At 72.9% G+C, this 25560-nt stretch carries 24 protein-coding genes; 14 read left to right on the top strand and 10 right to left on the bottom strand.

What is annotated here, in order from left to right; translation table 11 throughout:
* The first annotated feature begins 8 nt into the window (after positions 1-8).
* The 6 genes from LLS1_RS05330 to LLS1_RS05305 are packed head-to-tail and all read left to right on the top strand — an operon-like array spanning position 9 to position 8456.
* Positions 9-1388: a hypothetical protein gene (locus LLS1_RS05330; protein ID WP_226653894.1), complete on the top strand. Its 1380-nt coding sequence runs from the start codon at positions 9-11 to the stop codon at positions 1386-1388.
* Positions 1385-3556: a peptidase C14 gene (locus LLS1_RS05325; RefSeq protein ID WP_226653893.1), complete on the top strand. Its 2172-nt coding sequence runs from the start codon at positions 1385-1387 to the stop codon at positions 3554-3556. The genes LLS1_RS05330 and LLS1_RS05325 overlap by 4 nt, the downstream gene beginning before the upstream one ends.
* A gap of 13 nt (positions 3557-3569) precedes the next feature.
* Entirely contained in the window at positions 3570-5771 is a 2202-nt protein-coding gene (locus LLS1_RS05320) for a peptidase C14 (RefSeq protein ID WP_226653892.1), read from the top strand.
* Between the two features lie 44 nt (positions 5772-5815).
* Entirely contained in the window at positions 5816-6592 is a 777-nt protein-coding gene (locus LLS1_RS05315; RefSeq protein ID WP_226653891.1) for an SDR family NAD(P)-dependent oxidoreductase, read from the top strand.
* On the top strand, positions 6589-7671 hold the full coding sequence (locus LLS1_RS05310) for an enolase C-terminal domain-like protein (protein WP_226653890.1): 1083 nt from the start codon (positions 6589-6591) through the stop codon (positions 7669-7671). The genes LLS1_RS05315 and LLS1_RS05310 overlap by 4 nt, the downstream gene beginning before the upstream one ends.
* The gene (locus LLS1_RS05305) at positions 7668-8456 is read left to right on the top strand and encodes an SDR family NAD(P)-dependent oxidoreductase (protein WP_223360591.1); all 789 of its coding nucleotides are present in this window, start codon (positions 7668-7670) and stop codon (positions 8454-8456) included. The genes LLS1_RS05310 and LLS1_RS05305 overlap by 4 nt, the downstream gene beginning before the upstream one ends.
* A 25-nt stretch (positions 8457-8481) precedes the next feature.
* Here the strand turns inward: LLS1_RS05305 and LLS1_RS05300 are convergent, their stop codons facing one another.
* Both LLS1_RS05300 and LLS1_RS05295 read right to left on the bottom strand, forming a co-directional pair.
* The gene (locus tag LLS1_RS05300) at positions 8482-8817 is read right to left on the bottom strand and encodes a nuclear transport factor 2 family protein (protein ID WP_226653889.1); all 336 of its coding nucleotides are present in this window, start codon (positions 8815-8817) and stop codon (positions 8482-8484) included.
* Between the two features lie 61 nt (positions 8818-8878).
* Positions 8879-9628: an SDR family NAD(P)-dependent oxidoreductase gene (locus LLS1_RS05295; protein WP_226653888.1), complete on the bottom strand. Its 750-nt coding sequence runs from the start codon at positions 9626-9628 to the stop codon at positions 8879-8881.
* Between the two features lie 78 nt (positions 9629-9706).
* Between LLS1_RS05295 and LLS1_RS05290 the strand changes: the two genes are divergently transcribed.
* Both LLS1_RS05290 and LLS1_RS05285 read left to right on the top strand, forming a co-directional pair.
* Positions 9707-10684: a C-terminal binding protein gene (locus LLS1_RS05290; RefSeq protein WP_223360594.1), complete on the top strand. Its 978-nt coding sequence runs from the start codon at positions 9707-9709 to the stop codon at positions 10682-10684.
* Between the two features lie 11 nt (positions 10685-10695).
* The gene (locus tag LLS1_RS05285) at positions 10696-11553 is read left to right on the top strand and encodes a fumarylacetoacetate hydrolase family protein (RefSeq protein ID WP_226653887.1); all 858 of its coding nucleotides are present in this window, start codon (positions 10696-10698) and stop codon (positions 11551-11553) included.
* A gap of 7 nt (positions 11554-11560) precedes the next feature.
* Here LLS1_RS05285 and LLS1_RS05280 read toward each other — a convergent pair whose 3' ends face one another.
* Both LLS1_RS05280 and LLS1_RS05275 read right to left on the bottom strand, forming a co-directional pair.
* Entirely contained in the window at positions 11561-12433 is an 873-nt protein-coding gene (locus LLS1_RS05280; RefSeq protein ID WP_226653886.1) for an SMP-30/gluconolactonase/LRE family protein, read from the bottom strand.
* A 22-nt stretch (positions 12434-12455) separates the two neighbouring features.
* Positions 12456-13247: an alpha/beta fold hydrolase gene (locus LLS1_RS05275; RefSeq protein ID WP_226653885.1), complete on the bottom strand. Its 792-nt coding sequence runs from the start codon at positions 13245-13247 to the stop codon at positions 12456-12458.
* 193 nt (positions 13248-13440) lie between these two features.
* On the opposite strand from LLS1_RS05275, the gene LLS1_RS05270 reads away from it, so the two are divergent.
* On the top strand, positions 13441-14046 hold the full coding sequence (locus tag LLS1_RS05270; RefSeq protein WP_226653884.1) for a hypothetical protein: 606 nt from the start codon (positions 13441-13443) through the stop codon (positions 14044-14046).
* 9 nt (positions 14047-14055) lie between these two features.
* On the opposite strand, the gene LLS1_RS05265 is transcribed toward LLS1_RS05270, so the two are convergent.
* Together LLS1_RS05265 and LLS1_RS05260 are read right to left on the bottom strand one after the other, a co-directional pair.
* Positions 14056-15984 (bottom strand): collagen binding domain-containing protein, encoded by a 1929-nt coding sequence (locus LLS1_RS05265; RefSeq protein WP_226653883.1) that lies wholly within the window; start codon positions 15982-15984, stop codon positions 14056-14058.
* A gap of 54 nt (positions 15985-16038) precedes the next feature.
* On the bottom strand, positions 16039-16236 hold the full coding sequence (locus LLS1_RS05260; RefSeq protein WP_226653882.1) for a hypothetical protein: 198 nt from the start codon (positions 16234-16236) through the stop codon (positions 16039-16041).
* Between the two features lie 108 nt (positions 16237-16344).
* On the opposite strand from LLS1_RS05260, the gene LLS1_RS05255 reads away from it, so the two are divergent.
* A complete protein-coding gene (locus tag LLS1_RS05255) occupies positions 16345-17622 on the top strand; it encodes a SufS family cysteine desulfurase (RefSeq protein ID WP_226654042.1) in 1278 nt (425 codons plus the stop codon).
* Complete coding sequence (sufU, locus tag LLS1_RS05250) at positions 17619-18062, top strand: Fe-S cluster assembly sulfur transfer protein SufU (RefSeq protein WP_226653881.1); 444 nt, start codon at positions 17619-17621, stop codon at positions 18060-18062. The genes LLS1_RS05255 and sufU overlap by 4 nt, the downstream gene beginning before the upstream one ends.
* A 100-nt stretch (positions 18063-18162) precedes the next feature.
* On the opposite strand, the gene LLS1_RS05245 is transcribed toward sufU, so the two are convergent.
* Both LLS1_RS05245 and LLS1_RS05240 read right to left on the bottom strand, forming a co-directional pair.
* Entirely contained in the window at positions 18163-18444 is a 282-nt protein-coding gene (locus LLS1_RS05245) for a hypothetical protein (RefSeq protein ID WP_226653880.1), read from the bottom strand.
* 86 nt (positions 18445-18530) lie between these two features.
* Entirely contained in the window at positions 18531-19025 is a 495-nt protein-coding gene (locus tag LLS1_RS05240) for a MarR family winged helix-turn-helix transcriptional regulator (RefSeq protein ID WP_226653879.1), read from the bottom strand.
* 40 nt (positions 19026-19065) lie between these two features.
* Here LLS1_RS05240 and LLS1_RS05235 point away from each other — a divergent pair, with 40 nt between their 5' ends.
* A complete protein-coding gene (locus tag LLS1_RS05235) occupies positions 19066-20004 on the top strand; it encodes a DMT family transporter (protein ID WP_226653878.1) in 939 nt (312 codons plus the stop codon).
* Here the strand turns inward: LLS1_RS05235 and LLS1_RS05230 are convergent.
* Complete coding sequence (locus LLS1_RS05230) at positions 19914-20882, bottom strand: Dyp-type peroxidase (protein ID WP_226653877.1); 969 nt, start codon at positions 20880-20882, stop codon at positions 19914-19916. The genes LLS1_RS05235 and LLS1_RS05230 overlap by 91 nt on opposite strands.
* 311 nt (positions 20883-21193) lie before the next feature.
* On the opposite strand from LLS1_RS05230, the gene LLS1_RS05225 reads away from it, so the two are divergent.
* The gene (locus LLS1_RS05225; RefSeq protein WP_226653876.1) at positions 21194-22525 is read left to right on the top strand and encodes a glycine betaine/L-proline ABC transporter ATP-binding protein; all 1332 of its coding nucleotides are present in this window, start codon (positions 21194-21196) and stop codon (positions 22523-22525) included.
* Positions 22522-24237: an ABC transporter permease/substrate binding protein gene (locus LLS1_RS19520; protein WP_308443792.1), complete on the top strand. Its 1716-nt coding sequence runs from the start codon at positions 22522-22524 to the stop codon at positions 24235-24237. The genes LLS1_RS05225 and LLS1_RS19520 overlap by 4 nt, the downstream gene beginning before the upstream one ends.
* On the opposite strand, the gene LLS1_RS05210 is transcribed toward LLS1_RS19520, so the two are convergent.
* Positions 24227-25516 carry an alpha/beta fold hydrolase gene (locus tag LLS1_RS05210; protein ID WP_226653875.1) on the bottom strand — a complete coding sequence of 430 codons (1290 nt, stop codon included), beginning with the start codon at positions 25514-25516 and terminating at the stop codon, positions 24227-24229. The genes LLS1_RS19520 and LLS1_RS05210 overlap by 11 nt on opposite strands.
* Positions 25517-25560: the final 44 nt, after the last annotated feature.

Raw genomic sequence — 25560 nt, 5'->3', positions numbered from 1 at the left:
GAGCACGCATGACCGAGCTGGGCGCACGCCTCGCCGTCCCGCGCACCGACGCCCCCGTCGGCGTCGCCCGACGGGACATCACCCCACCGACGGGCATCCGCGCGAAGAACTGGGGACCGGCCGACTGGGAGCGCTCGGAAGGCGCCCACCGGCCGTTCACCGCGACCGCGCTCGCGGTCGGCGCCGACCCGCTGGTGCTCGTGGCCGTGGACGGCACGTGGTGGCGTCGTGTCGACGACGAACGCGCGGTGCGCGGGCGCGTGCGGGAGTTGCTCGGGATCGCGGAGGAGCGTCTCGTCATCGCGCTGTCGCACACGCACGCGGGCGCCGTGCTCTGCAGCGCCGACGCCGGGCTCCCGGGGGGAGAGCTGATCCCCGGCTACCTCGACGCGCTCGCCGAGGCGATCGCGTCGGCTGCCCGGGAGGCCGTCGACACCGCCGCGCCCGGCCATATCGACTGGACCGCCGGCCGGTGCGCACTGGCTGCGGATCGCGAGCTCGACATCGAGGGGCGCGCGCTCGTCGGGTACAACCCGGACGCGACGGAGGCCGACGACACCGTCGTCGTCGGGCGGATCACGGCGGCCGACGGGCGTCCCGTCGGCACGGTCGTCAACTACGCCTGCCATCCCACGACCCTCGCCTGGCAGAACCGCCTCGTCTCGCCGGACTACGTCGGAGCGATGTGCGAGCTGGTCGAGTCGGAGACCGGGGCGCCCGTGCTGTTCCTGCAGGGTGCTTCGGGCGAGCTCGCGCCGCGCCGGCAGTACACGGGCGAGCTCGACGTCGCGGACAGGCACGGCCGAGCGCTCGGATATGCCGTACTGTCCGCCCTCGCCCTGCTGCCTGCGCCGGGGACCGAGCTGGAGCTGAGCGGCGTCGTCGAGTCCGGGGCTCCGCTCGGGATGTGGACCGAGGCGCCTCAGGCGCCGGCGACGACGATCGCCGCCGCCCGCTCCGCCGTCGAGCTGGAGTTGAACGACCTCCCGACGCTCGACGACCTGGAGCGCAGCTGGGCGGACATCGATCCGCGGAGCAGGCAGGAGCGCCTCGGACGCGCACGCAATCTGCGCGACGGCTACATCGACGGACCGACCGTCGAGCATCCGCTGTGGGCCTGGAGGCTGGGCGACGCCCTGCTGGTGGCGCACCCGGGTGAGGCGTACTCGGCGCTCCAGACGGGGCTCCGCGGGGAGCTGGACGGCCATCCCGTCCTCGTGCTGAACCTCGCCAACGGTCCCGGCTTCGTCTACCTGCCGACCGACGAGGCCTACCGTCGCGGCGCGTACCAGGCGTGGCAGACCCCGCTCGCGCCCGGGTCGCTCGGCCGGGTGACCGCCGCGGCCTCCGGAGCGCTCCGCGGTCTGCTCGAGGGAGGCGCCCGATGACCGACGGAACGCGCCGCGGGCTCCTCGTCGGTCTGGGGGCCGCCGCACTGGGCGGCGCAGGATTCCTGACCCAGAGCCGGGCGGAACCGGCCTCGGCCTCAGCGCCCGGCGGCCCCGCCTCCGCGCTGCTGACGGTGCGCACGGTCGCCGACCTCGCGCGCGAGAAGGCCCAGGACGGGCGTCTCGCCGTCGCCTCCGGATACCGTGCGCCGGGGGATGCCGGGACCCTCCTCTACGTGGGCGTTCAGCACCCGGGGAGCAGGGCGAACGGCGGCACGCTGGTCGCCGGCCGCAACGGAACCGCCTGGCGGCTGCTGCACGACGGCACCGTCGACTTCCGCGCCTTCGGGGTGCTGGGATCGGACACCCCGGCCGACGACGCGCTCGACGCCCTCCTCGCCGATCCGTCCGTGCACCGCATCGAAGCGCGCACCGATCTGCACTTCGTCCGCCGGCACACCTCGTCGCGGTCGGGCGTCGAACTCGACTTCGGCGGCCACCTCGTCAGCACCGACGGCATCGAGCCGAACAGCCACGACAACCCGTTCGGCGCCGTGCTCTTCTTCACGGGCACGCCCACCGGCGCGACGGTCGAGTACGCGCTCCCGGAGGCCTGGCCCGAGCTGACGGACGCCGTCGCCGTGCCGGATGCCGGCGCGTTCCCGCTCGACTCCTGGTGGGCGCTGCAGTGCGACGAGGTCGCCGGAGGAGGCGGGGACGAACGGGAGCTGCAGCGGTTCGTCCGGATCACGCAGCGCATCGACGCCACCCACGTGCGCGTCGACTACCTCAACGGCTGGACACTGGAGAAAGGGCGGAAGCTCCGCTGGCGGGGTGTCGCGCCGGTCGAGCGGGTGCGCATCCACTCGATGCGGTTCGCCGGGGCGGGCCCCTTCGACGGCCCGACGGACGGCTCGCTGCCCGACCCGCGGGAGCTGACCGGTTCGCATCCCGTCGCGTTCGAGTACGCGGTGCACTGCGACGTGGCCGACATCCACGCCACGCAGACCTGGTGGCCCGTGATCATGCGGCGCTGGAACAGCCACTTCGTCACCGAGCGCTGCTCCCTCGAGAACCCGCCCACCGTGTTCTACGGCGGTGCGGGCTACCTGACCCAGCAGATCTACTGCCTCTATGGCACGGTGCGCGACTGCCGCAGCTCGAACGCGCGCCACCTGAACGACCTGACGGCGAGCGCGTACTGCCTGGTGCAGAACTGCCACGGGGACGGCGACGATCAGGGCGGAAACCCCTTCACCACCCACGGCCAGTACGAGCACGACCTCACCTTCCTCGGCAACTCCGGGCTGATGGACATCGCCAACTCGGGCGCCCAGTGGGGGACGAGCGCGAAGCGGATCACCGTGCGCGATCACGTCTGCTCCTGGTTCGTCGCGAGCACGAAGATCACCGACCTCACCCTGGAGAACGTCCGCGTCGTGCCGCGCAGCACCTTCGACCCGCAGGCCACGCTGACGATCAACGCCGACGGCGCCCAGCTGCGGGGCTGCACGGCCGGCCTGTTCGCGGTGGGCCAGCGCAGCAGCCGCTCCACGCGGCCGACCGTGATCGAGGACTGCACCCTCACCCTGCCGAAGGGACAGGTGCTCGTGCAGACCCCGGTGACGGCGACGGTCACCTTCTCCGGCTGCCGCATCGAGGGCGTCGACGGGACGGTCGCGCGCGGCGCGGGCGCCCTCCGCTTCGTCGACTGCGCCCTGAGCGGGCCCGCCGGCGGGGACGCCTTCCAGATCGGGAGTGCCGAGCTGACCGTGAGCGGCGGCACGGCCGACGGGGTCGCCCTCGTCGTCACGGCCGCGCGCGACCAGCGCGTGACCGTCGAGGGCACCCGCCTCTCCACCACCCGGACGTCCGCGCCGACCCTCGCCCGCGGCGACGGTCCCGGCACGGTCACCTGGCGGATCGACGGGATCGCGTCCGACGCGCCCGCCGGAACGCCGCACCTCGCGATCGAGCGCGGGACCAACCACCTCCGCCTCACGGGCGCCGAGCTCACCGGCGGCGCGCTGAGACTCCCGGCGGCGGGGTTCGGCTCCGACTCGACCCTGCTCTACGACGGCGCCACCGAGCGGCGCGTGGAGCGGACCCTGCCCGAACCGTCGAACCGCATCCTCCTCGGCGACGTGCTCGTCGCCGACCGAACGTGAAGGACTCTGCTCCATGACCAGCTCCTCGGTTCCACCGACCTCCCCGCGCCGCTCCCGCCGCAGCGAGACGGCGCCCGCGCCCGACGTCCCCCGCTCCGGCACCCGCCGCGGCCTGCTCGTCGGTCTCGGGGCCGCCGCGATCGGCGGGGTGACCGCCGTCGGCGGGCTCACCCCGGCCGATGCGGCGACCGCTGCGGTCCCCGCGACGCCCGGCGCCTCCGGCTCGCTGCGCCAGGTGCGCGTCGTCGGCGACCTGGCGAAGATCAAGGCGAAGGACGGCGAGATCGCCATCGCCTCCGGCTACCATCAGCCCGGCGATGTCGGCGGACTGATCTACCGCGGCGCGTCCGGCCAGGGCGCGACCGTCAACGGCGGGACGATCGTCGCGGGCAAGAACGGGACGGTGTGGGTGCTCGCGCACGACGGCACCGTCGAGTTCCGCCAGTTCGGGATCATGGGGCCGGACACCCCGGCCGACGCGGCTCTGGAGGCGATGGTCGCCGACGCGGCCATCGCCAGGATCGAGGGCCACACCGACCTCAACTTCACCAAGCGCCACAAGCTGGTCCGCTCGCACCTCGAACTCGACTTCGGCGGCCACCTCATGACGACGGAGGGGATCGAGAACGCCGGGACGGACGACCCCTTCGCCGCGGTCATGTTCTTCCAGGGGGTCCTCTCGACCGAGACCCAGAGCGCCGCCCTCAGCGCTGCCATCCCGGACCTCGGCGACATCTTCGAGGTCGCCGACTCCTCGTGGTTCGCCGTCGACGCGTGGTATGCCGCGGAGGTCAACGCCCTGAGCGGGCGGTGGGAACGCGAGCTGCAGAAACTGCTGCAGGTAACGCAGATCGTCGACGGCACGCACATCCGCGTGAACTACAAGAACGGGTGGCCGCTGGCGAAGGGGCGCACGATCACCTGGACCAAGGTGCAACCGGTCCAGGACATCCGCATCTCCAACCTCGTCTTCCGCGGCAAGGGGACCGACCAGTACACCGGGTCGCACCCGATCGCGTTCGAGTACGCCGTGCGCTGCGACGTCGAGAACATCGTCGGCAGCCTGACGTTCTGGCCGCTGATCATGCGCCGCTGGAACACGTTCTACTCCACCATCGGCTGCACCCTCTCGAACCCGACGTCGGTGACCTATGGAGGGGCCGGGTACCTCACCCAGCAGATCTACTGCCTGTACGGATATGTCGCCAACTGCCACACGTCCAACGCGCGGCACCTGAACGACTTCACCGCGAGCGCGTATTCGATGGTCGAGAACTGCCACGGCGACGGCGACGACCAGGGCCCGTTCGTCACGCACGGCCAGTACGAGCACGACCTCACCTACACGGGCAACTCCGGTCTGATGACCTTCGCCAACTCGGGTGCGGCGTGGGGTTCGGCGGCCAAGCGCATCACGGTGCGCAAACACGTCTGCTCCTGGTTCGTCGCGCGGGTCAAGGTCACCGACCTGACGCTGGAGGACGTCCGGGTGATCGGCAAGCCCAGTCTGGCGGGCTCCGGGATGCTCTGGATCAACGCCGACGGTGCGCAGCTGACCGGCTGCACCGCCGACAGCACGCTCGTCATCACGCAGGCGTCGACCGCCTCCACCCGGCCGACGGTCATCCGCGACTCCTGGTTCGGCTTCGCGGCTCCAGGCAGCCTGACCGACGCCAGTGTGAAGGTGCCGGTCACCTTCGAGAACACGACGCTGGAGAATGTCGGAGGGATGAAGATCCTCGGGGCCGGGGAGGTCACCTTCCGCGGCTCCACGCTCACGGCCCCCGCCGGGTCCGACCCGGTGCAGACGGCGTCGGCGCGCACGCGCGTCACCGGCAGCCGCCTCGACAACGTGTCGATCCAGGCGACGGGCGCGGCAGAGCAGGCGATCGAGGTGACGGCGAGCAGCGTCATCACGGGCGCCGGAGGCACGGCGATCGGCCGGTCGGGGGACAAGGCGGTCACCGTGCTGCTCGCCGACAGCGCGTTCTCCCGCTCGGAGTCGAGCGGGAAGCACGTGTCGCTCACCGGGGGCACGAACCACTACCGCGCCACGGGCTGCCGCTTCGACGGCGGCGCGCTCGAGCTCACGGGAGGCGGCTTCGGCGGGACGTCGACGCTGCTGCACACCGCGAACGTGGAAAGCTCGGTGACACGCACCGGATTCCCCGCCGACTCGGCGCGCATCGTGACCGCCGGCAACGTCACCGTCTGAACCGTCCGCTCCACCGCACCGCAGAACCACTGGAAGGAACACGCATGACCGCACCCGCGTCCGCATCCGCCCCCGTCGCCCTCGTCACCGGAGGCGCGGCCGGCATCGGCTGGGAGATCGGGAGACGGCTCGCCGCCGACGGCTACCGGGTCGTCGCCGCCGACCTGGTCCCGGGGCTCACGGAGACGACCCCGGAGGCGGGGATCGTCCACCGGCGGCTCGACGTGACCGATCCGGACGACGTCACGGCGGTCTTCGCGGACGTCGTCACCGAGTTCGGGCGGCTCGACGCGGTCGTGAACAACGCGGGCATCCAGCGTCACCGCGCGATCGAGGACCTGAGCTGGGACGAGTGGAAGGCCGTCGTGGACGTGAACCTGCACGGCGTCTTCCTCTGCCTCCAGGCCGCCGGCCGGCACATGCTGGCGGCCGGCGGCGGACGGATCGTCAACATCTCGTCGATCTCGTCGCGCGGCTCGGCGGGCCGCGCGCCGTACGCCTCCACGAAAGCCGCGGTCGTCGGGCTGACGGCGACGGCGGGCGCGGAGTGGGCGGCGCGCGGCGTGCGGGTCAACGCGGTCGCCCCCGGCTATGTCGACACCGGGGTCTTCCGTCAGGGCGTGGCAGCCGGGACGCTGAGCGAGGAGACGATCCTCGCCCGCATCCCGGCCCGCCGCCTCGCCCAGCCGCGCGAGATCGCGGCGACCGTCGCCTTCCTGCTCTCCGACGACGCGAGCTATTTCGCCGGTCAGACCCTCTTCGCCGACGGCGGGTTCCTGGTCGACTACGGCGTGCCGCTCGCGTCGGTGCCGAAGCCGTGACGCGCGAGCTGCGCACCGCGACGACGGCCCTGCCGCTGCCCGCGCCCCTGCAACTCGGCGCGATGACCGTCACCCGGCGGGAGTTCGCCGCCGTGCGCGTCGAGGAGGGCGGGGAGGCCGGAGTCGCGTACGGGCTCACGCGTGAGGCGCCGATGGCGGAGATCGTCGAACGCCTCATCGCGCCGCACGTGCTCGACGGCGATCTCGAGCCCGAGAGGCTGTGGGACCGTGCGTTCCGCGGCAGCGCGATCGTCGGCCGCGTCGGCCTGGTGCGCCGTGCGCTCGGGCTCGTCGATGTGGCCCTCTGGGATCTGCACGCACGGCAGCAGGGCGTTCCGGTCTGGCGCCTGCTCGGCGCGGACGGCGGCCCCCGCGCCGCCATGCTCGTCGCCGCCTACCCGACGGCCGGCCGCACGGTCGAGAGCCTGGTCGAGGAGGTCGTGGTGCAGGCGCGCGCAGGCTGGCCGCAGGTGAAGATCTCCCGGTCGCCCGATCGCGGGCTCATGCGCGACCTCCTCGCCGAGCTCGACCGTGAGCTGCCCGCGGGCTGCGGTCTCGTCGTCGACGTCGGCTTCGGCTGGCGGGGCGCCGACGAGGCGATCGACGAGCTCGCGGCGTGGGGGAGTCCGCGGCTCGCCTGGCTCGAGGACCCCCTGCTCCCGGAGGATGTGGCCGGGTGCGCTCGGATCCGCCGGGAGACCGGACTCACGGTCGCGGTCGGCGACGAGGTCACCGACCCGGCCGTCCTGCAGGCTCTCGCCGAGGGCGGAGGCATCGACGTGGCGCGACTCGATGTCGTCGCCCTCGGCGGGATCACCCCCTCGCGGGCGTTCCTCGCCTGGGCGGCCGACCGCGGCCTCCCCGTGTCGTGCCACATCGGGCCCGAGATCAGCACGCACCTGCCGGGCGTGCAGGTCGAGACGTTCGCGCGCGGCCCCCTGCCCAACCCCTACGACCCCTCGCCGGTGCTCGTCACCGGCGGCCCGGTGTTCGCCGGCGGTCGTGCGACACCGCCGTCGGGTCCCGGGCTCGGCTTCGGGTTCGCACCGGGTACGTTCGACTTCGGGAGGTCGCAATGACACGCAGTGTGGTCGTCACCGGCAGCGGCAAGGGGATCGGGCGCGGCATCGCCGAACGGCTCACGGCCGACGGCTGGACCGTGGTCGGAGTCGAGCGGTCGGCGTCGGACACCCTCGAGGCGGGGATCTGCGCGGCGGTCGTCGTCGGCGACTCCGCCGAGCGCGCGGTCCACACCCGGGCCGCGGAGCGTGCGGAAGAGCTGGCGCCGCTCGCGGGGTGGGTCAACAACGCCGGTGTCACCGTCCGCACCCCGCTGCACGCCCTCGACGAGGAGGCCGTGCGCCGTGTGGTCGAGACCAACGGCCTCGGCTACCTCTGGGGCTGCTCCGCCGCCGTCGCGGCCTTCACCGCGCGTGCGGCCGGCGGTGCGATCGTCAACGTGGGCTCGATCCACGGCCGCGCGAGCTTCGTGGACCACGCGGCGTACGAGTTCACCAAGGGCGGGATCGACGCCCTCACCCGCAGCGTGGCGGTCAGCTACGGTCCGTTCGGCATCCGCGCCAACACGGTCGCCCCCGGCGGGGTGCGGACGCCGCACCTCGACGCGCAGATCGCCGGGGCGGCCGATCCGGAGGCCGAGGAACGCGGCCTCGCCGAGGGGCCGCCGTTGCGGCGGATCGCCACGGTCGCCGAGGTCGCGTCGCTCACGGCGTACCTGCTGAGCGACGAGGCCTCCTACATCAGCGGGCAGTCGATCGCGGTCGACGGCGGCTGGACGGCGGCGTTCGGGCGGCCGGAGGCCGACGCGGGCCTGGCGGAGCGGTACGGTCTCACCGGGCGCTGACGGCGTCCGGACGCGCCGGCCGGCGTCAGGCCTTGACCATCGAGGCGCGCCGGATGAGTCCGTCGCGCACGTCGAACGTGGCGATCGTCTCGGTGGCGACCCCGTCGCGCACGACCTGCTCGCGCGCGACCACCCAGCGGTCGCCGAAGAGCGCGTGCGCGTCGATGGTGCAGTGGAGTCCGGGATAGGCGAGCCGGTCGGCGTAGAAGGTGCGGATCTCCTCCCGTCCCGTGAGCGCCGCTTCGCCGACCCCGGTGACGATCGCGTCCTCCGCATAGGTGGCGACGAATCCGTCGAGGTCGTGCGCGTTGAACGCGTCGACCTGCTCGGTGACGATGCGGAGCGCGTCGAGTGCTGTCATGGGATCCTCCGGTGGCGGGTCGTTCGGCGAGGCAGACGGGGTGGGGGCGGGGCGCGGCGCGTCAGTCGATGCGCACGCCGCCGTTGACGTCGTAGGTGGCGCCGGTCACGAAGCCGGCGCGCTCCGAGGCGAGCGAGGCGATCGTCCAGGCTACGTCGGCCGGTGTTCCGAAGCGGCCCAGCGGGATCGAGGACTCGAGGGCGTCGCGGCCGTCGCCGGTCAGCTGGTCGGTGATGGCGCTCGTCACCGGTCCGGGGGTGACCGCGTTGACGCGGATGCCCTCGGCGGCCAGGTGCCGCGCGAAGCTCCGGGTCAAGGCGAGCAGGGCGCCCTTGCTGGCGGCGTAGTGCATCCCGGTCTGCAGGGCGCCGAGCTGTCCGGCGATCGACGACAGGTTCACGACGCTGCGGTCGCCGGAGGCCGCGCGCAGCAGGGGGAGCAGCCCGCGGGTGAGGAGGAAGGTCCCGCGCACGTTCGTCTCCATCACCGCGTCCCACTCGTCGAGCTCGATGTCGTCGTAGTGGCGGTAGGGGCACACCCCGCCGTTGTTGATGAGCACGTGCAGCTCGCCCCAGGTGGCGGAGAGCTCCTCCACGAGGGCGGTGACCGACCCGGGGGAGCGGAGGTCCAGCCTGCTGACGCGCACCTCGGCGGCCCCGGCTTCCCGGCATTCGGCGGCCACCCGCTCGGCCGCGGCGCCGCCGGATGTGAAGGTGAGCCAGAGCGCGTGCCCGGCGGAGGCGAGCTCGACGGCGGTGGCGGATCCGATGCCGGAGCTGGCTCCGGTGATGAGGCTGCGGCGGATGGTCATGGGAAAACGCTATAGCAAGATCGCCGCAGAATGCGAGCGGACTGGCCCGCAAACGCTAGATGCTATAGCGTTTTCGTTATGACTTCCGATCTCGTTGCGATCACCGACTGCGATCTGCCCGGCACCGCCGCCGACGACGCCCTCACCGCTGCCGGCCTGCGCGTGCGGCGCGCCGCCTCGCCGTCGGCCGACGACATCGCCGAGGCCGCGGCGGACGCATCGGCCCTGATCGTCCAGTGGGCGACCATCGACGGCGCACTGCTCGACCGCCTCCCCCACCTCCGCTTCATCAGCAGGCTCGGCATCGGCTACGACATGATCGACGTGGAGGCGGCCACCGAGCGGGGCATCCTCGTGGCGAACACACCCGCCTACTGCCTGGACGAGGTCGCGACGCACACCCTCGCGATGATCCTCGCTCTCGGTCGCGGGCTCATCGGCTACGACAGGGCGGTGCGCGCCGGGCGCTGGTCCGCGGTGGACGCACGGCCTATGGGCTTCCGGCCCGCGGCGACCACCGTCTCCGTGGTCGGCTACGGCCGGATCGGCTCCCTGGTCGCCCGCCGCTGCGCCGCGCTCGGCTTCCGCGTGCTCGTCGCCGACCCGATGGTCGACGACGGCGACGTCCTGGCGGAGGGCCTCGAGCCCGTCTCGCTGGACGACGCGATCGCACGGGCGGATGTGCTGACGCTGCACGCCCCGCTCACGGACGCCACCCGGCACCTCGTCGACGCACGCGCCCTCGCCGCCATGCGGCCGTCCGCCGTGCTCGTGAACACCTGCCGCGGCCCGCTCGTCGACGAGGACGCTCTCGCCGAGGCGCTCGCGTCCGGAGGCATCGCCGGGGCGGCGATCGATGTGTTCGACAGCGAGCCGCTGCCCGCGACCAGCCGCCTCCGCGCACTGGACAACGTGCTGCTGACCCCGCACGCGGCCTGGTATTCGCCGCAGGCGCTGGCCGACCTGCCGCTGCACGCGGCCGGGAACATCGTCGACCACTTCGCGGGACGGCCCGTGGCCGCCGTCGTCAACCGCGCCGTCGCCACCGCCGACTGAGAGGACCCCGCATGCGATTCCAGCGCCTCGGCCCGGCGGGAGCCGAACGACCGTACGTCCGCTCCGCCGGCCGGCTCTTCGAGCTCGACCGGGTCGCGCCCGACATCGACCCGGCCTTCTTCGCGGCGGACGGGATCGCCCGCACCGCCGCCGCGCTCGCCGCCGGAGAGCTCCCGGAGGCCGCAGCCGAGACCGCGGACCTGCGGGTCGGGCCGCCCGTCGGCCGCCCGGCGGCGATCGTGTGCATCGGCCAGAACTACGCCGCGCACGCCGCCGAGTCGGGGGCAGCGCCGCCGGAGCATCCGATCGTCTTCTTCAAGCACCCCAACACGCTCGTCGGACCGCACGACGACATCCTCCTGCCGCCCGGCGCCGAGCGCGTCGACTGGGAGGTCGAGCTGGCCGTGGTGATCGGACGACGCGCCCGCTACCTCGACACGGATGCCGAGGCGGAGGCCTGCATCGCCGGGTTCGCGGTCTCGGACGACGTCTCCGAGCGCGCCTGGCAGCTGGAGGTCTCCGGCGGCCAGTGGTCGAAGGGCAAGAGCGCCGAGACGTTCAATCCGTTCGGTCCAGAGCTGGTCACCCCCGACGAGGTCGACGGCACGAGGCTGCGGCTGCGCTCGTGGGTGGACGACGAGCCCCGGCAGGACTCGACGACGGCGGACCTGATCTTCGGCGTCGCGGCGCTCGTCCGCGACCTCAGCCAGTACCTGGTGCTCGAGCCCGGCGACATCATCAACACCGGCACGCCGCAGGGCGTCGCGCTCTCCGGCCGGTTCCCGTACCTCGTGGAGGGGAACACGGTGCGCGTGGCGATCGACGGGCTCGGGGAGCAGCGCAGCCGGGTGCGGCGCGCCACACGCTAGACCCCGCTCAGCGCCGGTAGCGCGGCTGCGGCAGTCCCTGCGCCGCCACCTCCGCCGTGAACAGCGCGCCGGACGCGGGCGCCGCCGCCAGCGCGTCCGCGTCCAGATCCGCGCGTGCGGTCGTGACGACCAGGGTGTGCAGCCCGGGTCCGGCGAACGCGACGCTCGACGTGTGCGGGGCGTCGACGGCGACCGTGTCGATCACCGCGCCCGTCGCGTCGTAGCGGCGCACCTCGCCGCGGCCCCAGAACGCGATCCACAGGTTCCCGTCGGTGTCCGCGCACATGCCGTCGGGCATTCCGTCCACCTCGAGATGCACACGGCGCGGCCCCGTCGCTCCCGAGACGACGTCGTAGTCGCGAGCCCAGACCGTCGCGGCGAGGGTGTCGACCGAGTAGAGCGTGCCGCCGTCGGGCGACCAGCACAGCCCGTTGGAGAGCAGGAGATCGTCGTCGAGAACGCGGACGCGGTCGCCGTCGAGCTGGACGAGGACCTCGGGCCCGTCGCCTCCGTCGAACGGGTGCGTGCCGACCAGCAGGCGCCCGGCGGGGTCCACCGCGGCGTCGTTGGTGCGGCTGCGGGCTCCGGTCGGGACCACCACCGGTCCCGCCTCCACGGCGCCGCCCTCCGCCGCGAACAGGATGCGCTCCCGGGCGACGACGGCGAGGCGCCCATCGGCCGCCGGGAGCACGGCGCCGACCGGTTCGCCGAAGGACCGCGACCCGGTGACGGTGATGCCCGCGCCGTCGAGCCGGCCGGACAGCACGGTCCCTGACAGGATGTCGACCCAGAGGACGAGGTCGTTCACCGCGTCCCACACGGGGCCTTCGGCCAGCTCGAACGTCTCGGTCGTGGCCCGGCGTGCGTGGTAGGCGGTCATCCTCCGATCCTGGCAGAAGCAGTCAGCGCGCCGACGCCACGAAGTCCGTCAGCACCGGCGCGAGAGCATCGGCCTCGACCGCGTGCGTCTGGCCCGGCAGCTCGGCGTAGTGACCGTCCACGGCCTCGGCGGCGATGGTGGCGGCGCCGTAGCGGAGGAATTCCGGGGTGGCGCCGCCCGCGAGCCCCAGCACCGGCACGCGGAGCGCCGCGACGACCTCGTCCGGCACCAGGGAGTCGCCGAGTGCCGCGTCGTCGTACGCGAGCGTCGGCGCGAGGCCGACCGTGCCCGACCAGAACGGCGACTGTCGCAGGCCCGCGAGCTGATCCTCCGGCACCCCGACGCGTCGGAAGAAGAGCTCCACCGCCGCGTCGCGGTCGCCGCGGGCGAGAGCGTCGTGCAGGGCGGCCGTATAGGCCTGGGCCGGCTCCTGCGCGCCTTCGGGCACGTACGGCGGCTCGTAGACCACCAGAGCGTCCACCAGCTCCGGCCCGAGCGCGGCCGCCGCAGTCAACGCGAGCGCGCCGCCGGAGGAGATGCCGAACAGCGTCACGGGGCCGCCGATCGCGTCGATCAGGGCCGCGATGTCCTCGATCTCCCGCCCGACGGCGAAGGGGAGGGTGTCGCCGCTCTCCCCGCGCCCGCGGCGATCGTAGGCCACAGCGGTCAGCCGGCGCGCGAGTGCCGCGGCGATCGGCCGCATCGGGCCGGAGGCGCGATGGCAGGAGGCGCCGTCCACGAGCACCATCGCGGGCCCGGCGCCCGCGGTCTCGTAGGCGATGTGCGTGCCGTCGGCGGAGGTCACGGTGGCCATCGATGCTCCTCTCGGCGATCGGCCGGGGCGTCTCGTCGGCCCGGCTGGGCGCATGGTCGGAGTCTAGGCAGCCGTCCGACCCGGGGCCAGGGGCGACGACCGACCGACCCTGGTCAGGCGGCGCGGAGCGCGGGTAGTGTGTCCACACACGGTCCGCCCCTGCACCCGAAGCGGCGGACGGATGGGGGTGTCGATGAGGTTCTTCCCCGAGCGCGAGGAGCGTTCCGCGGACGGCCGCGACCTGCAGCGGTCCCGCACTCCGCGCTGGTCGCGACCCCCCGAGGACGAGCTGCCCCACGCGCTGGCCGAGACGGCGGTGCTCGCGACCACGGACAACCTCGCGCTCCTCCTGGCCGGTGTGCGCGCCTACTCCGACGGCGCCCTGTTCCTGGTCGAGTGGAGGCTGCGCCGGCTCGACGAGGACGACGCCGCCTGGGCGGCCCTCGTGCGCCGCGTCGCCGGCCCGCGCCTCCCGGGTGAGCAGCAGCTCGGCGCGCTGCGGCTGGGTGTCGAGCTCGCCGACGGGGAGCGTCTCGTCGCCGACGGCGAGTCCTGGTGGCTGCCGGGGGAGCTCACCGAGCCGGACGGGCACGTGCTCGGCATGGCGAACTGGAGCGGTGGCGGCAGCGACGACACCCAGGTCTTCTCGGGCGACCTGTGGCTGTGGCCGCTCCCGCCCGAGGGACCGGTGACGCTGGCGTGGGAGTGGCCCGCCTTCGGGCTCACCGAGGGGACGCGCGTGCTCTCCGGCGGGCGCATCCGCGACGCCGCCGTCGCCGCCCGGCCCATCTGGGGCTGAGCGGACGGTTCAGCCGCGCCGGGCGCGCAGGCGCCGCCCGGTCAGGAGCGCCATCCCACCGGTCAGGGCGAGGACGACTGCGAGGGCGGGCAGCGCTCCGGGCGCCGCTCCGCCGGTGTCGGCCAGCTCACCCGTGGGGAGCGTCGACCCGCCGCCGGTTCCGCTGGGCGGCGGCGGAGCCGGCGTCGCCGGCGCGATCAGCGCGAAGTCCTGGCCGACCACCGCGTCGCCCGCCGCCGTGATCGTCACGGTGCGCGTGACCGGTCCGTCGGCCGTGAAGCCGGCCGGTGGCGTGAGCGTGATCGTGTAGTCGCCGGGAGGTAGGGCGCCGAGATCGTAGGAGCCGTCGGCCGCGGTGGTCACGGAGGTCGAACCTCCCGGACCGTCGACCCGCACCGAGGCCCCGGCCACCTCGCCCGCGTCCGACGTCACGACCCCGGCGACCGACCCCGTCTTCGCCAGGGCGAAGTCGACACCGGTGACGTCGTCCGTCGTCACGGTCGCGTCCCGCTCGTCCGCACCGCTGACGACGTATCCCTCGGGAGGGGTCATCGTCACCGCGTAGTCGCCGGGCACGAGGCGCGGCAGGGTGTACGTGCCGTCGGCCCCGGTCACAGCGCCGACGGTTCCGTCCGGCCCCGTTGCGGTGATCACGACACCCGCGACCGGTCCGGCCGCGTCCGTGACCGTGCCGCTCAGGCCCGGGTTCTCGCGCACGACGAAGTCGACGCCCGTGATCGGCGTCGCGACGCCGGGAGGTACGGTGATCGGCTGTCCGGGCGTGACGACGGAGTAGCCGTCCGGCACACCGGTCACCCGCACGGTGTACGGCCCGACGGCGGCCTCGTCGAAGAGATAGCCGCCGTCCGGGCCGGTGGTGGTCGTGATGCCGGGCGCGAGCTCGACGGTGGCGCCGGGCACCGGGTTTCCGGCCGTGTCGCGTACGGTGCCGCCCACGGCGACGGGGACGATCACGTGCATCGAGAAGTCCGCGACCGCGTCCGTCGCGGAGAGGTCGGCCGGCCGGGAGATCGGAGCGTCGGCGATCCACCCCGCGGGCGGCGTGAGGGAGACCGTGTAGCCGTCGCTCGCCTGCACGCCCGGGAAGGAGTACGAGCCGTCGGGGCCGGACGTGGTCGTGCCGACGACCGTCCCGTTCGCGTCTGCCAGCGTGAGGGCGGCGCCGGCGGGGCTGCTGGCGTCGGTGGTCGAGACCGTGCCCGTGATGTCCCGGGCGAGGGAGGCGAACCACGTCTGATAGACGGGGAGACCCGCGCGCTGGGTGTATACGAAGGTGAGGGTCGCGATCGGCGCGTTCGGCTCGAACCACGCGGCCGCGCCGTTGGTGTCGGCGGCCGCCGCGTTGCCGGTCAGGGTCTGGGTCGCCGGATCCCAGGTCGGGACGTCGGTCGCCGAGCCGGAGCACGATGGCTTGCCGGCGATGCCCGGCGCACAATAGTTGAAGCCCCCGTCGAAGCCCAGCTGGGCCGCTGTGAGGGCCGTGCCGTCCGGGCCGACGGCGCGGATCTGCACCGTGTCCGCGTCGATGTCGCCCAGCACGAAGGTCCACCCGGACGTCGGTGTGGGAGCGGCGAACGCGTAGGTGGTGGTGGACGGGGAGACGGCGTTATCCGCCTTCGGCCGCAGGTTGAGATACGGACGACCCTGGCTGGACCCGTACTTCGCGCCGACGGGCGTGCCCGCGGCGAGCCAGGTCGATGTGCCCGAGATCACGCCGATCTGTCCCGTGCGCGAGTCGGTGCTCACCGTCGCCGTCAGCGGCGGGGTGTTCGCCACCTGGACGGTGTAGGACGTGGGGGAGGTCGTCCCCCACCCGGCCCAGAGGCCGGTGGTCGCGGCGGAGGCCGGGGTCGCGGCCACGACGGGCACCAGGACGACGGCCGCGAGGGCCGCGAGGATCGGCAGGCGGGAGCGCACGTTGCGACGCTACGCCGGTGCGGCGAAGCCGTCTAGGAGCGACGGTCCGGACGCCTACCGACCGCGCCGCCGCCGGATGCCGAAGCCGAGCAGCACCGCCCCGCCGATCGCCACGAGGACTCCCGCACCGCGTCCCAGCCACTGCACCTGCCCCGTCAGCGTGTCGACGACCAGGGGAGCGGCCAGGCCGACGGCGATCAGCGCGATGCCCGCGATGAAGAACCAGGGGGAGCCGTTCGTGCGTTCGACCATCCGCCCAGCCTACCGAGCGGACCGGTCCGCCGCCCCGCCGGCCGGCGTATCGCGGGTTGCCTCGCGCACGGCGGGATTGCAGGAGGCGCTTGTATGGTTGAGGACCGTATGCGCACCGACACCCTCGACCCCTCCCGCCTGCGCGCGGACTTCCCGATCCTCGCCCGCGAGGTGAACGGGCACCCCTTCGTCTATCTCGACTCCGGGGCCACCTCCCAGAAACCGCGCCAGGTGCTCGACGCCGAGCGGGCGTTCGCCGAGACGTACACGTCCGCCGTGCACCGCGGCGCCCACACGGTGGCGGGGGAGGCCACCGAACTGTTCGAGGGGGCCCGCGAGCGCGTGGCGCGTTTCGTCGGCGCGCGCCCCGATGAGCTGGTGTGGACCTCGAACGCCACCGAGGGCCTGAACCTCATCGCGTACGGGGTGTCGAACGCCTCCCTCGGGCGCGGCGGCGCGGCCGCCGCCCGCTTCCGACTCGGCCCGGGCGACGAGATCGTGGCCACGGAGGCCGAGCACCACGCCAACCTCGTGCCGTGGCAGGAGCTCGCCGCGCGGACCGGCGCCACCCTCCGCATCATCGGGCTCCACGACGACGGGACGCTGCGGCTCGACCAGGCCGCCGAACTCATCGGCCCGCGCACGCGCGTCGTCGCCTTCGCGCACGTCTCCAATGTGCTCGGCGCCGTCGCCCCCGTCGCCGATCTCGTCGCGCTCGCCCACGAGCACGGTGCCCTCGTCGTCCTCGACGCCTGCCAGTCCGTGCCGCACCTGCCCGTCGACGTCGCCGCCCTCGACGTCGACTTCGCCGTCTTCTCCGGGCACAAGATGCTCGGACCCACCGGTGTCGGCGCGCTGTACGGCCGATCCGACCTCCTGAACGCCCTCCCGCCGTTCCTCACCGGAGGCTCGATGATCACCACCGTGACCCTCGAGGGTGCGGAGTACCTCCCGGCGCCGCAGCGCTTCGAGGCCGGCACCCAGCGCGTCTCGCAGGCCGTCGCGCTCGCCGCGGCGGTCGACTACCTCGACGCGGTCGGCATGGAGGCCATCGCCGCCCACGAGGAGGCCCTCGGGGGCCGGATGCTCGCGGCGCTCGCGGAGATCCCCGGCGTGCGGGTCCTCGGTCCCGGCGCGGGCACGCCGCGCGTCGGTCTCGCCAGTTTCGTCGTCGACGGCATCCACTCGCACGACGTCGGCCAGTTCCTCGACGATCGCGGCATCGCCGTGCGCGTCGGCCACCACTGCGCCCAGCCGGTGCACCGCCGCTTCGGCGCCACCGCGAGCACGCGCATCAGCACCTACCTCTACAACACCGCGGACGACGTGGATGCGGCCGTCGCCGCCGTCGCCGACGCCCGCGCCTTCTTCGGAGTGGCCGCATGACCTCCAGCGATCTGCAGAACCTCTACCAGCAGGTGATCCTCGATCACGCGCGCGAGAAGCACGGCTTCGGCCTGCGTGACGATGCCGCGGCCAGCTCGCACCAGCTCAACCCGACCTGCGGAGACGAGGTCACCGTGGGCGTCCACACCGGCGCGGACGGACGCGTCGCCGCCATCAGCTGGGAGGGTCACGGCTGCTCGATCTCGACCGCGTCGGCGTCGCTTCTGAGCGACCTCGTGCACGACGTCGACCGGGCGCAGCTCGGGGAGGCCGTCGCCGCGTTCCGCGAGCTCATGCACTCCAAGGGCACCCTCGAGGGTGACGACGAGCTCCTGGGCGACGCGGTCGCCCTGGCCGGCGTCTCCAAATATGTCACGCGCATCAAGTGCGCCATGCTCCCCTGGGTCGCCCTGGAGGACGCCCTCCTGAAATCCTCCTGACCACCTCCCCGGTGCCGACAGTGGGGTCGACGGAGGAGTCCAGGTCGGCGGGATTCGGCCGATTCCTCCTCCGTTCGCGTGCGGTGGCCCGGGAGGCGCGCTAGGGGACGGGCGCGAGGTCGACTTCGTCGGCGATGGCCTCCAGGGCGGACGGGAGCGACGGGAACGTCGTGCCGTAGACGAGACCGGAGGGGCCGGCCGCCGTCCACGCGGCGGTCCCGCGCTCGACCTTCCCGACGAGGTAGCGCTTGTGCCCGCCCAGCACTTGGCGCTGCGCGATGGGCAGCGTGAGCGGGAACGCGTACACGTCGCCCTGAGGGCTGACGACCAGCTCCCACCTGGCTTTGCCGGGGTTGAATTTACTCGTGAAGATGCGCGACATGATCGCTCGTTTCTACCCTCACGCCGGCGTCGGTCGCCATGTTCATGACGACCTGTTGCGGACGGCCCGTCTCACCCCTCGCGGGGTCACGGCTCCAGGCGGGCGAGCCAGGCGGTGAGGATGCGTTCCAGTGCGGCGGCGTCGTCCGGGGGGAGATCGTCGAGCAGGCGACGCTCGTTGGCCATGTGGGCCGCGAACGCGGCGTCGATGGTCTCGCGCCCGAGCGGGGTGAGAGCGACGACCCGGCCGCGGCCGTCGCCGACGGCGGTGCGGCGCGCCACGAGGCCGGCGCGTTCGAGTCGGTCGAGGCGCTTGGTCATCCCGCCCGTGGTGATCATGGTGTGCGCGGCCAGCTCGCCGGGAGTCCGTTCGAACGGCGCGCCCGCCCGGCGCAGCGCGGCCAGCACGTCGAAGTCGCCCTCGCCGAGCCCGTGCTGCGCATACACCGCGGTCAGCTCGTCGGTGAGCCGGGACGCGACACGGTGCAGCCGGCCGATGACACCCTGCGGCGCCACGTCGACATCGGGCCGCTCGCGGCGCCACTCATCCTGGATGCGCGCGACGTGATCGGGATGCTCCATGCCCGCCACAATACCTTCCCGGGAAGCTAAACTAACTTCCATGGAAGCTATTTCGCCGTCGTCGTCCGCTCGCTGGGGCTGGATCGCGCTCACCGCCGTCGCCCCGGTCGCGTGGGGCTCCACCTACGTGGTCACCCGCGCCGTCCTCCCGGACGAGCCGCTCTGGGGAGCGGTGCTGCGCGCGCTGCCTGCCGGTCTCCTGCTGCTGCTCGTGAAGCGGCGGCTGCCGCGCGGGGCGTGGTGGTGGCGCTCCGCGGTGCTGGGGCTGCTCACCTCGGGCGGATTCTTCGCGCTCGTGTACGCGGTGGCGCACCTCCTGCCCTCCGGGGTCGCGGCCACCGTGATGGCGGCCTCGCCGCTCGCCATGATGGCGCTGGCATGGCTGATCCTGGGGCAGCGTCCGCGCCTGCTCGCCCTCGCCGGCGGCATCTCCGGGGCCGTCGGTGTCGCGGTCATGCTGCTGGGCGCCGCCGAGGGCGTCGATCCGCTCGGCGTGGTCGCCGCCGTCGCGGCGATGCTCCTGTCGTCCGTCGGCTACGTGCTGGCGACGCGATGGGAGGGGGAGGTGGATGTCTTCTCGGCGACCTCGTGGCAGCTCGTCGCGGGCGGGCTCCTCATGCTCCCGCCCGCACTCGTGCTCGAGGGCGCGCCCCCGGCGCTGGACGGGCCGGCGATCGCGGGCTTCGCCTATGTGACGGTCGTCGCGACGGCCGTCGCGTTCCTCGCCTGGTTCGCGGGCCTGCGTCACCTGGGACCCGCGACCGTCGGCCTGATCGGCCTGCTCAACCCGGTGGCGGGAGTCCTGCTCGGTGCGGTCGTCGCGGGGGAGACACTGACCGGCCGCCAGGTGCTCGGTCTGGCGATCGTGCTCGCCGGCATCGGCGTCGGTCAGTCGGCCAGGGCCTCCAAGAAGCCGCGGGTCGGCGCGAAGAACGTCGTGCCGGTGACCGCCGTCGAGAAGTCCAGGATGCGGTCGTAGCCTCCGGCCGGGTCGCCCACGAACATCCGCTCCAGCATCCGCTCGATCACCCACAGCGCGCGCGAATACCCGATGAAGTAGGTGCCGAACTCGCCCTGCCCCGGTCGCCCGAACGGCATGTTGTCACGCAGGATGTCGTGCTCGACGCCGTCCTCACCCGTGATCGTGGCCAGCGTCTTGTGGGCTTTGCGGCCGTGCTCCACGTCGTCGAGCTCGACGTTCTCGAGCTTGGTGCGGCCGATCACCGCCTCCTGCTCTGCGACGCTCAGCGCGTTCCACGCGCCGAGGTCGTGCAGGTACTTCTGCACGACGACGTAGCTGCCTCCCGCGTGCACCGGATCCTCGTCGCCGACGATCGCCGCCGAGCCGAGCTCGGAGCCCGTCGGGTTGGCCGTGCCGTCGACGAAGCCCAGGAGGTCGCGGGAGTCGAAGTAGCGGAACCCGGTGACCTCGTCGACGACCGTCACGGCGTCGCCCAGTGCACCGAGCAGCAGGCGCTCGAACTCGAACGTGAAATCGCCGCGCTCCGCCCGGATGTGGAACAGCAGGTCGCCGGGCGTCGACACTGCCGTGTGCGCGCTGCCGCGGATCTCCCGGAACGCGTGCAGCTCCCGCGGTGCCGCGGCGTCGGTGAGGCGCGGCCACAAGGCTGCGCCGATCGCGACGTTGCACGACAGATGCGCGTTCAGATCGCGGAACCCGACCGTCTTCACCAGGCCGGCGAGATCCCCGAGCACGTCCTTCACGGTGGCGGCGGCCTCCGGTGTCCCGGCCACCGTCACCACCAGGAAGATCGCGGCCCGCGAGAGCGGGGCGTCCACGCTCTGGGGTTCGATCGGGACGCGCTGCCAGGGGTGATCCGCGGTCGTTTCGGCCATGGTGACCACTTTGCCGTATCACGAGGGCGTCGCGGAAGCGATTTGGCATCCGACCCGTGATGGCTGATACCGTCGAAGGCGCCCCGGTGTGCTCCGACAGCACGGAACGGGGCCGTGAACCCAGCCCGCGACCCGGGCGCGCGGCCGTCACCAGCGGCCCGCCCGGAGCGTACGGTCGGCTGGGCGTGGGCGCACCCCGATGGTCGCGCCGGCGGCGGTCGTTCGCGCGGAGAGTCCGCGCTCGAGCGGCCCGGATGCCGCAGCACGCCCACCACCCGGGCGCAACCACCGGCCGACATCGTGCCCGTGCGATGCGTGCCTGCGGAGAACAAGTGAGCGAGTCTGTCGCCGTCGAGGCGAAGAACATCTACAAGGTATTCGGGCGCAAGCCCCAGGAGGCGGTCCGCCGGCTCCGGGAGGGCTCCTCCCGGCAGGAGGTCTCGGGCCTCGGGACGGCCGCGGTGATCGATGCGGGGCTGACCGTGCAGCGCGGCGAGATCTTCGTCGTCATGGGTCTCTCCGGCTCCGGCAAGTCGACCCTCATCCGGCTGCTGAACGGCCTCCTGGAGCCCACCGCCGGCGAGGTGTCGGTGATGGGGACGACGATCACCGGGTTGACCGGCAAGCGGCTGCGGGAGGTGCGCCAGCGGCACATCTCCATGGTCTTCCAGCACTTCGCGCTGCTGCCGCACCGCACGGTGCTCGACAACATCGCGTACGGCCTGGAGGTCAAGGGCTCCCCGAGCGCGGAACGCCGCGCCCGCGCCGAACAGGTGCTCGAGCTGGTCGGTCTCGCTGGCTGGGGCGACAAGCTCCCGAGCGAGCTCTCCGGCGGCATGCAGCAGCGCGTCGGCCTGGGCCGGGCGCTCGCGGCCGACACCGACGTCCTGCTCATGGACGAGGCGTTCTCCGCCCTCGACCCGCTCATCCGCCGCGAGATGCAGGAGCAGCTGCTGGAGCTGCAGAGCTCCCTCGGCAAGACGATCGTCTTCATCACGCACGACCTCAACGAGGCCATGTTCCTGGGTGACCGGATCGCGGTGATGCGCGACGGCCGCATCGTGCAGACCGGGACGCCGGAGGAGATCCTCACCGATCCCGCGAACGACTACGTCGCCAGCTTCGTGCAGGACGTCGACCGCGCCCGCGTGCTCACCGCCGCGAGCGTGATGGAGCCCGCCCGTGCGCTGGTGACCGTGGCGGGCGGTCCGCGCGCCGCCATGCGCACGATGCGCGACCTCCAGACCTCGGCCGCCTTCGTCGTGGGGCAGGGTCGTGCCCTGCTCGGCGCGGTGCGCGACCGCGACGTGATGCGCCAGGTGCGCGACGGCCGCAGCGACCTCCGCGAAGTGATCCGCGAGGAGATCGCGTCCGTCGACCGCGACGAGGTGCTGAGCGAGCTCGTCGAGCCCTCCGTCGGCAGCGACCTGCCGCTCGCCGTGGTGGACGGCAAGCAGCGGCTGCTCGGCGTCATCCCGCGCGTGACCCTGCTCGCCGCCCTCGGCAACGTGTCCAGCGACACGACGGAGATCCCCGTCGTCGTCGAGCCGCCTGCAACCGTGCCCGTCGACGCGATGACCCTCGCCCTGCAGGAGTCCGCCGGCGACGAACCATCCGCCCGCGGTGAGGAGGTGCGCGCGTGAACGGCATCCGGCTCCCCCTCGGCGAGTGGGCCTCCCACGCCGTCGACTTCGTGACCACGACCCTCGGCGGTTTCTTCGATGTCGTCCGGATGGTCTTCACCGGCCTCTACGACGGCATGGACTGGCTGCTTCAGGCCCCGCCGTTCTGGGGCATCATCCTCATCTTCGCCGTGCTGGCCGTGTGGCTGCGCGGCTGGGTCTTCGGTGCGGGGACCGTCGTCGGCCTCCTCGTGATCGCGAGCGTCGACCAGTGGTCGAACGCGATGGACACCCTCGCCCTCGTCCTCGTCTCCGCCGCGATCGCGATCGCCATCAGCGTGCCGCTCGGCATCCTCGCCGCCCGGTCGAAGACCGCGTCCGCGATCATCCGCCCGATCCTCGACTTCATGCAGACGATGCCGGCCTTCGTCTACCTGATCCCGGCGCTCATCCTCTTCCGCGTCGGCGTGGTGCCGGGCATGGTCGCGACCATCGTGTTCGCGATGGCCCCGGGCGTCCGCCTCACCGAGCTGGGCATCCGCGGCGTCGACAAGGAGCTGGTGGAGGCCGGCCGCGCGTTCGGCTCTCCGCCGCGCCGCATCCTGCGACAGATCCAGCTGCCGCTGGCCATGCCGTCCATCCTGGCGGGCGTCAACCAGGTGATCATGCTCTCGCTCTCGATGGTCGTCATCGCCGGCATGGTCGGCGCGGGCGGCCTGGGCCGCGACATCGTCCAGGCGCTCAGCCGGGTGGATGTGGGCCTCGGCTTCGAGGCCGGTGTGTCGGTCGTGATCCTGGCGATCGTCCTCGACCGTCTGACCGCCTCGGTCGGCCGCGCGCGCCTGCGCATGCCGAAGCGTGCCCTGGCCGTGCTCGGCGCGGCGGTGCTCGTCGCCGTCGGCGGGACCGCGGTCACCGCGGCCTCCACCGCGAGCGGCGGCGACAAGGGCACCATCACGGTCGCCGTGTTCAACGGCTGGCCGGAGGGAGAGGCCGCCTCCTACCTGTGGAAGCACGTGCTCGAGAAGAAGGGCTACACCGTCGACTTCGAGTACGCCGACGCCGGCCCCGCCTTCGCCGGGCTCTCGACCGGGGACTACGACGTGGCGTTCGACGGCTGGCTGCCGACGACGCACGAGGCCTACATGAAGAAGTACGGTTCGAAGCTCACCGACCTCGGCGCCTGGAACGACGAGGCCAAGCTGACCATCGCGGTCAACAAGGACGCTCCGATCGACTCGCTCGACGAGCTCGCCGCCCACTCGGCGGACTTCGGCAACCGGCTCGTCGGCATCGAGCCGGGCGCCGGCCTGACCCAGGCGACCCAGGACAGGGTGATCCCGGAGTACGGGCTCGGCTCGATGGACTTCGTCACGTCCTCCACCCCCGCAATGCTCGCCGAGCTGACCGCCGCGATGAAGAAGGGCGACGACGTGGCCGTGACGCTGTGGCGTCCGCACTGGGCGTACGACGAGTTCGACCTCAAGGATCTGAAGGATCCCAAGGGTGCGCTCGGCGACGCGGAGTCCATCCACTCCATCGGCAGCAAGGACTTCTCGGCGACGTTCCCCGAGGTCGCCGGATGGGTGAAGGGCTTCACGCTCGACTCGGACCTGCTCTACTCGCTCGAGAACGCGATGTTCAACAGCGGCGCGGAGTCATCCGCGTACGACCGCATCGTCTCGTCGTGGATGGACGAGCACGCCGACTACGTGGCGACGCTCACTCCGTAGCGGCCGCGGCCGTGGCGCTCGACGACGTGCCGCTCACTCCGACGGAGTGCAGCCAGTCGAAGAGCGATCGCAGCGAGCGCAGCGCGACGGTGGCGTGCGTGGCGCCGGGGATCCGGTCGTACGTCACCGTCGTGCCCGCGTCACGCTCGGTCCGCACGAACGCGTCGGTCGAGGTCGGCCGCACGAGCCTGTCGTCCTCGCCCTGCGCGACGAAGAGCGGCATCGTCAGTGCCGTCGCGCCCGGCGTGTTCTGGGCGAGCAGACCCGACCACGGCTCGGTGGTCTCCGGATCGTCCGTCAGGAACCGCCCCACGAGCGGCTGGGCGATCGTGTGCAGCTCCTTGTTCTGCGAGAGCAGGCACAGGTCGTTCATGGCGGGCAGCGCGGTGATGGCATGCGGGGTCAGGATGCTCGCGAGCGGCTCGTCGTAGACCGACGCGTAGGCCTGGAACGCGTAGGAGCCGATCGTGACGCCGGAGACGTCGCCGATGTCGGCGCGCAGCAGGGACGCGAGATCGGTCGCGGGTGCCGCGGCCGCCACCGCCTGCACGTCGAGCTCGGGAGCGTAGCCGTGTGCGAGCTGGGCGGCGAACAGCACGGCCTGGCCGCCCTGGGAGTGACCCCACAGCACGACGCGCTCACTGCCGTCGCGGCCGAGGACGTTCCGGGCTGCCCGGGCGGCGTCGAGGACGTTGCGGCCCTCCGTCCCGCCGACCAGATAGGAGTCGGGGCCGGCCGTCCCCATCCCGGTGTAGTCCGTGTAGACGACCGCGTAGCCGCGGTTCAGGAAGTCGGTCAGCCCCTCGACGCTGTCGTACGGGTCGTCGGAGCGCGATGGCGCGCACTTCTCCGCGGCGCCGGTGGTCGGATGCCCCCAGGAGACGATCGTGCGCCCGCCCGCCGGCGCGGGGGAGCCGGGGGCCACCAGCAGGCCCGAGTCGACGACCGGGCGGCCGTCGAGATCGGTCGAGTGGAACAGGATGCGGTAGGCGACGGCTCCGGGAGGGGCGCCGACCGCCGGCGACGTGCGGATGAGGTCCCCGGGTGATCCCGCGGGCAGCGGCTCCGGCTGCTCGTAGAAGGAGGAGATGAACGGCGACGACTCCGCGTCGTCCTGCAGCCGCGCCTCCTGGATCGGGGTGCAGGCGGTGAGCAGCACGACCACGGCGACCGCGCCGAGCGCGACCGCCGTGCGAGGCCGTCGTACGCGCGACGCGTGCGTTCGCGCGCGCTCGGCGCGCCTGCCGCCACTCGTCTGCGCGGTCGTTCGCCTGCCCACGGCGTCAGCCTAGCGGTCCGCCCGGGCGCGGCCCGTACGCTGGG

The sequence above is a fragment of the Leifsonia sp. LS1 genome, from assembly GCF_020521355.1.
Classification (GTDB): domain Bacteria; phylum Actinomycetota; class Actinomycetes; order Actinomycetales; family Microbacteriaceae; genus Leifsonia.
The sequence above is the reverse complement of the archived record's forward strand: the minus strand, read 5'-3'. Positions and strand labels throughout refer to the sequence as shown.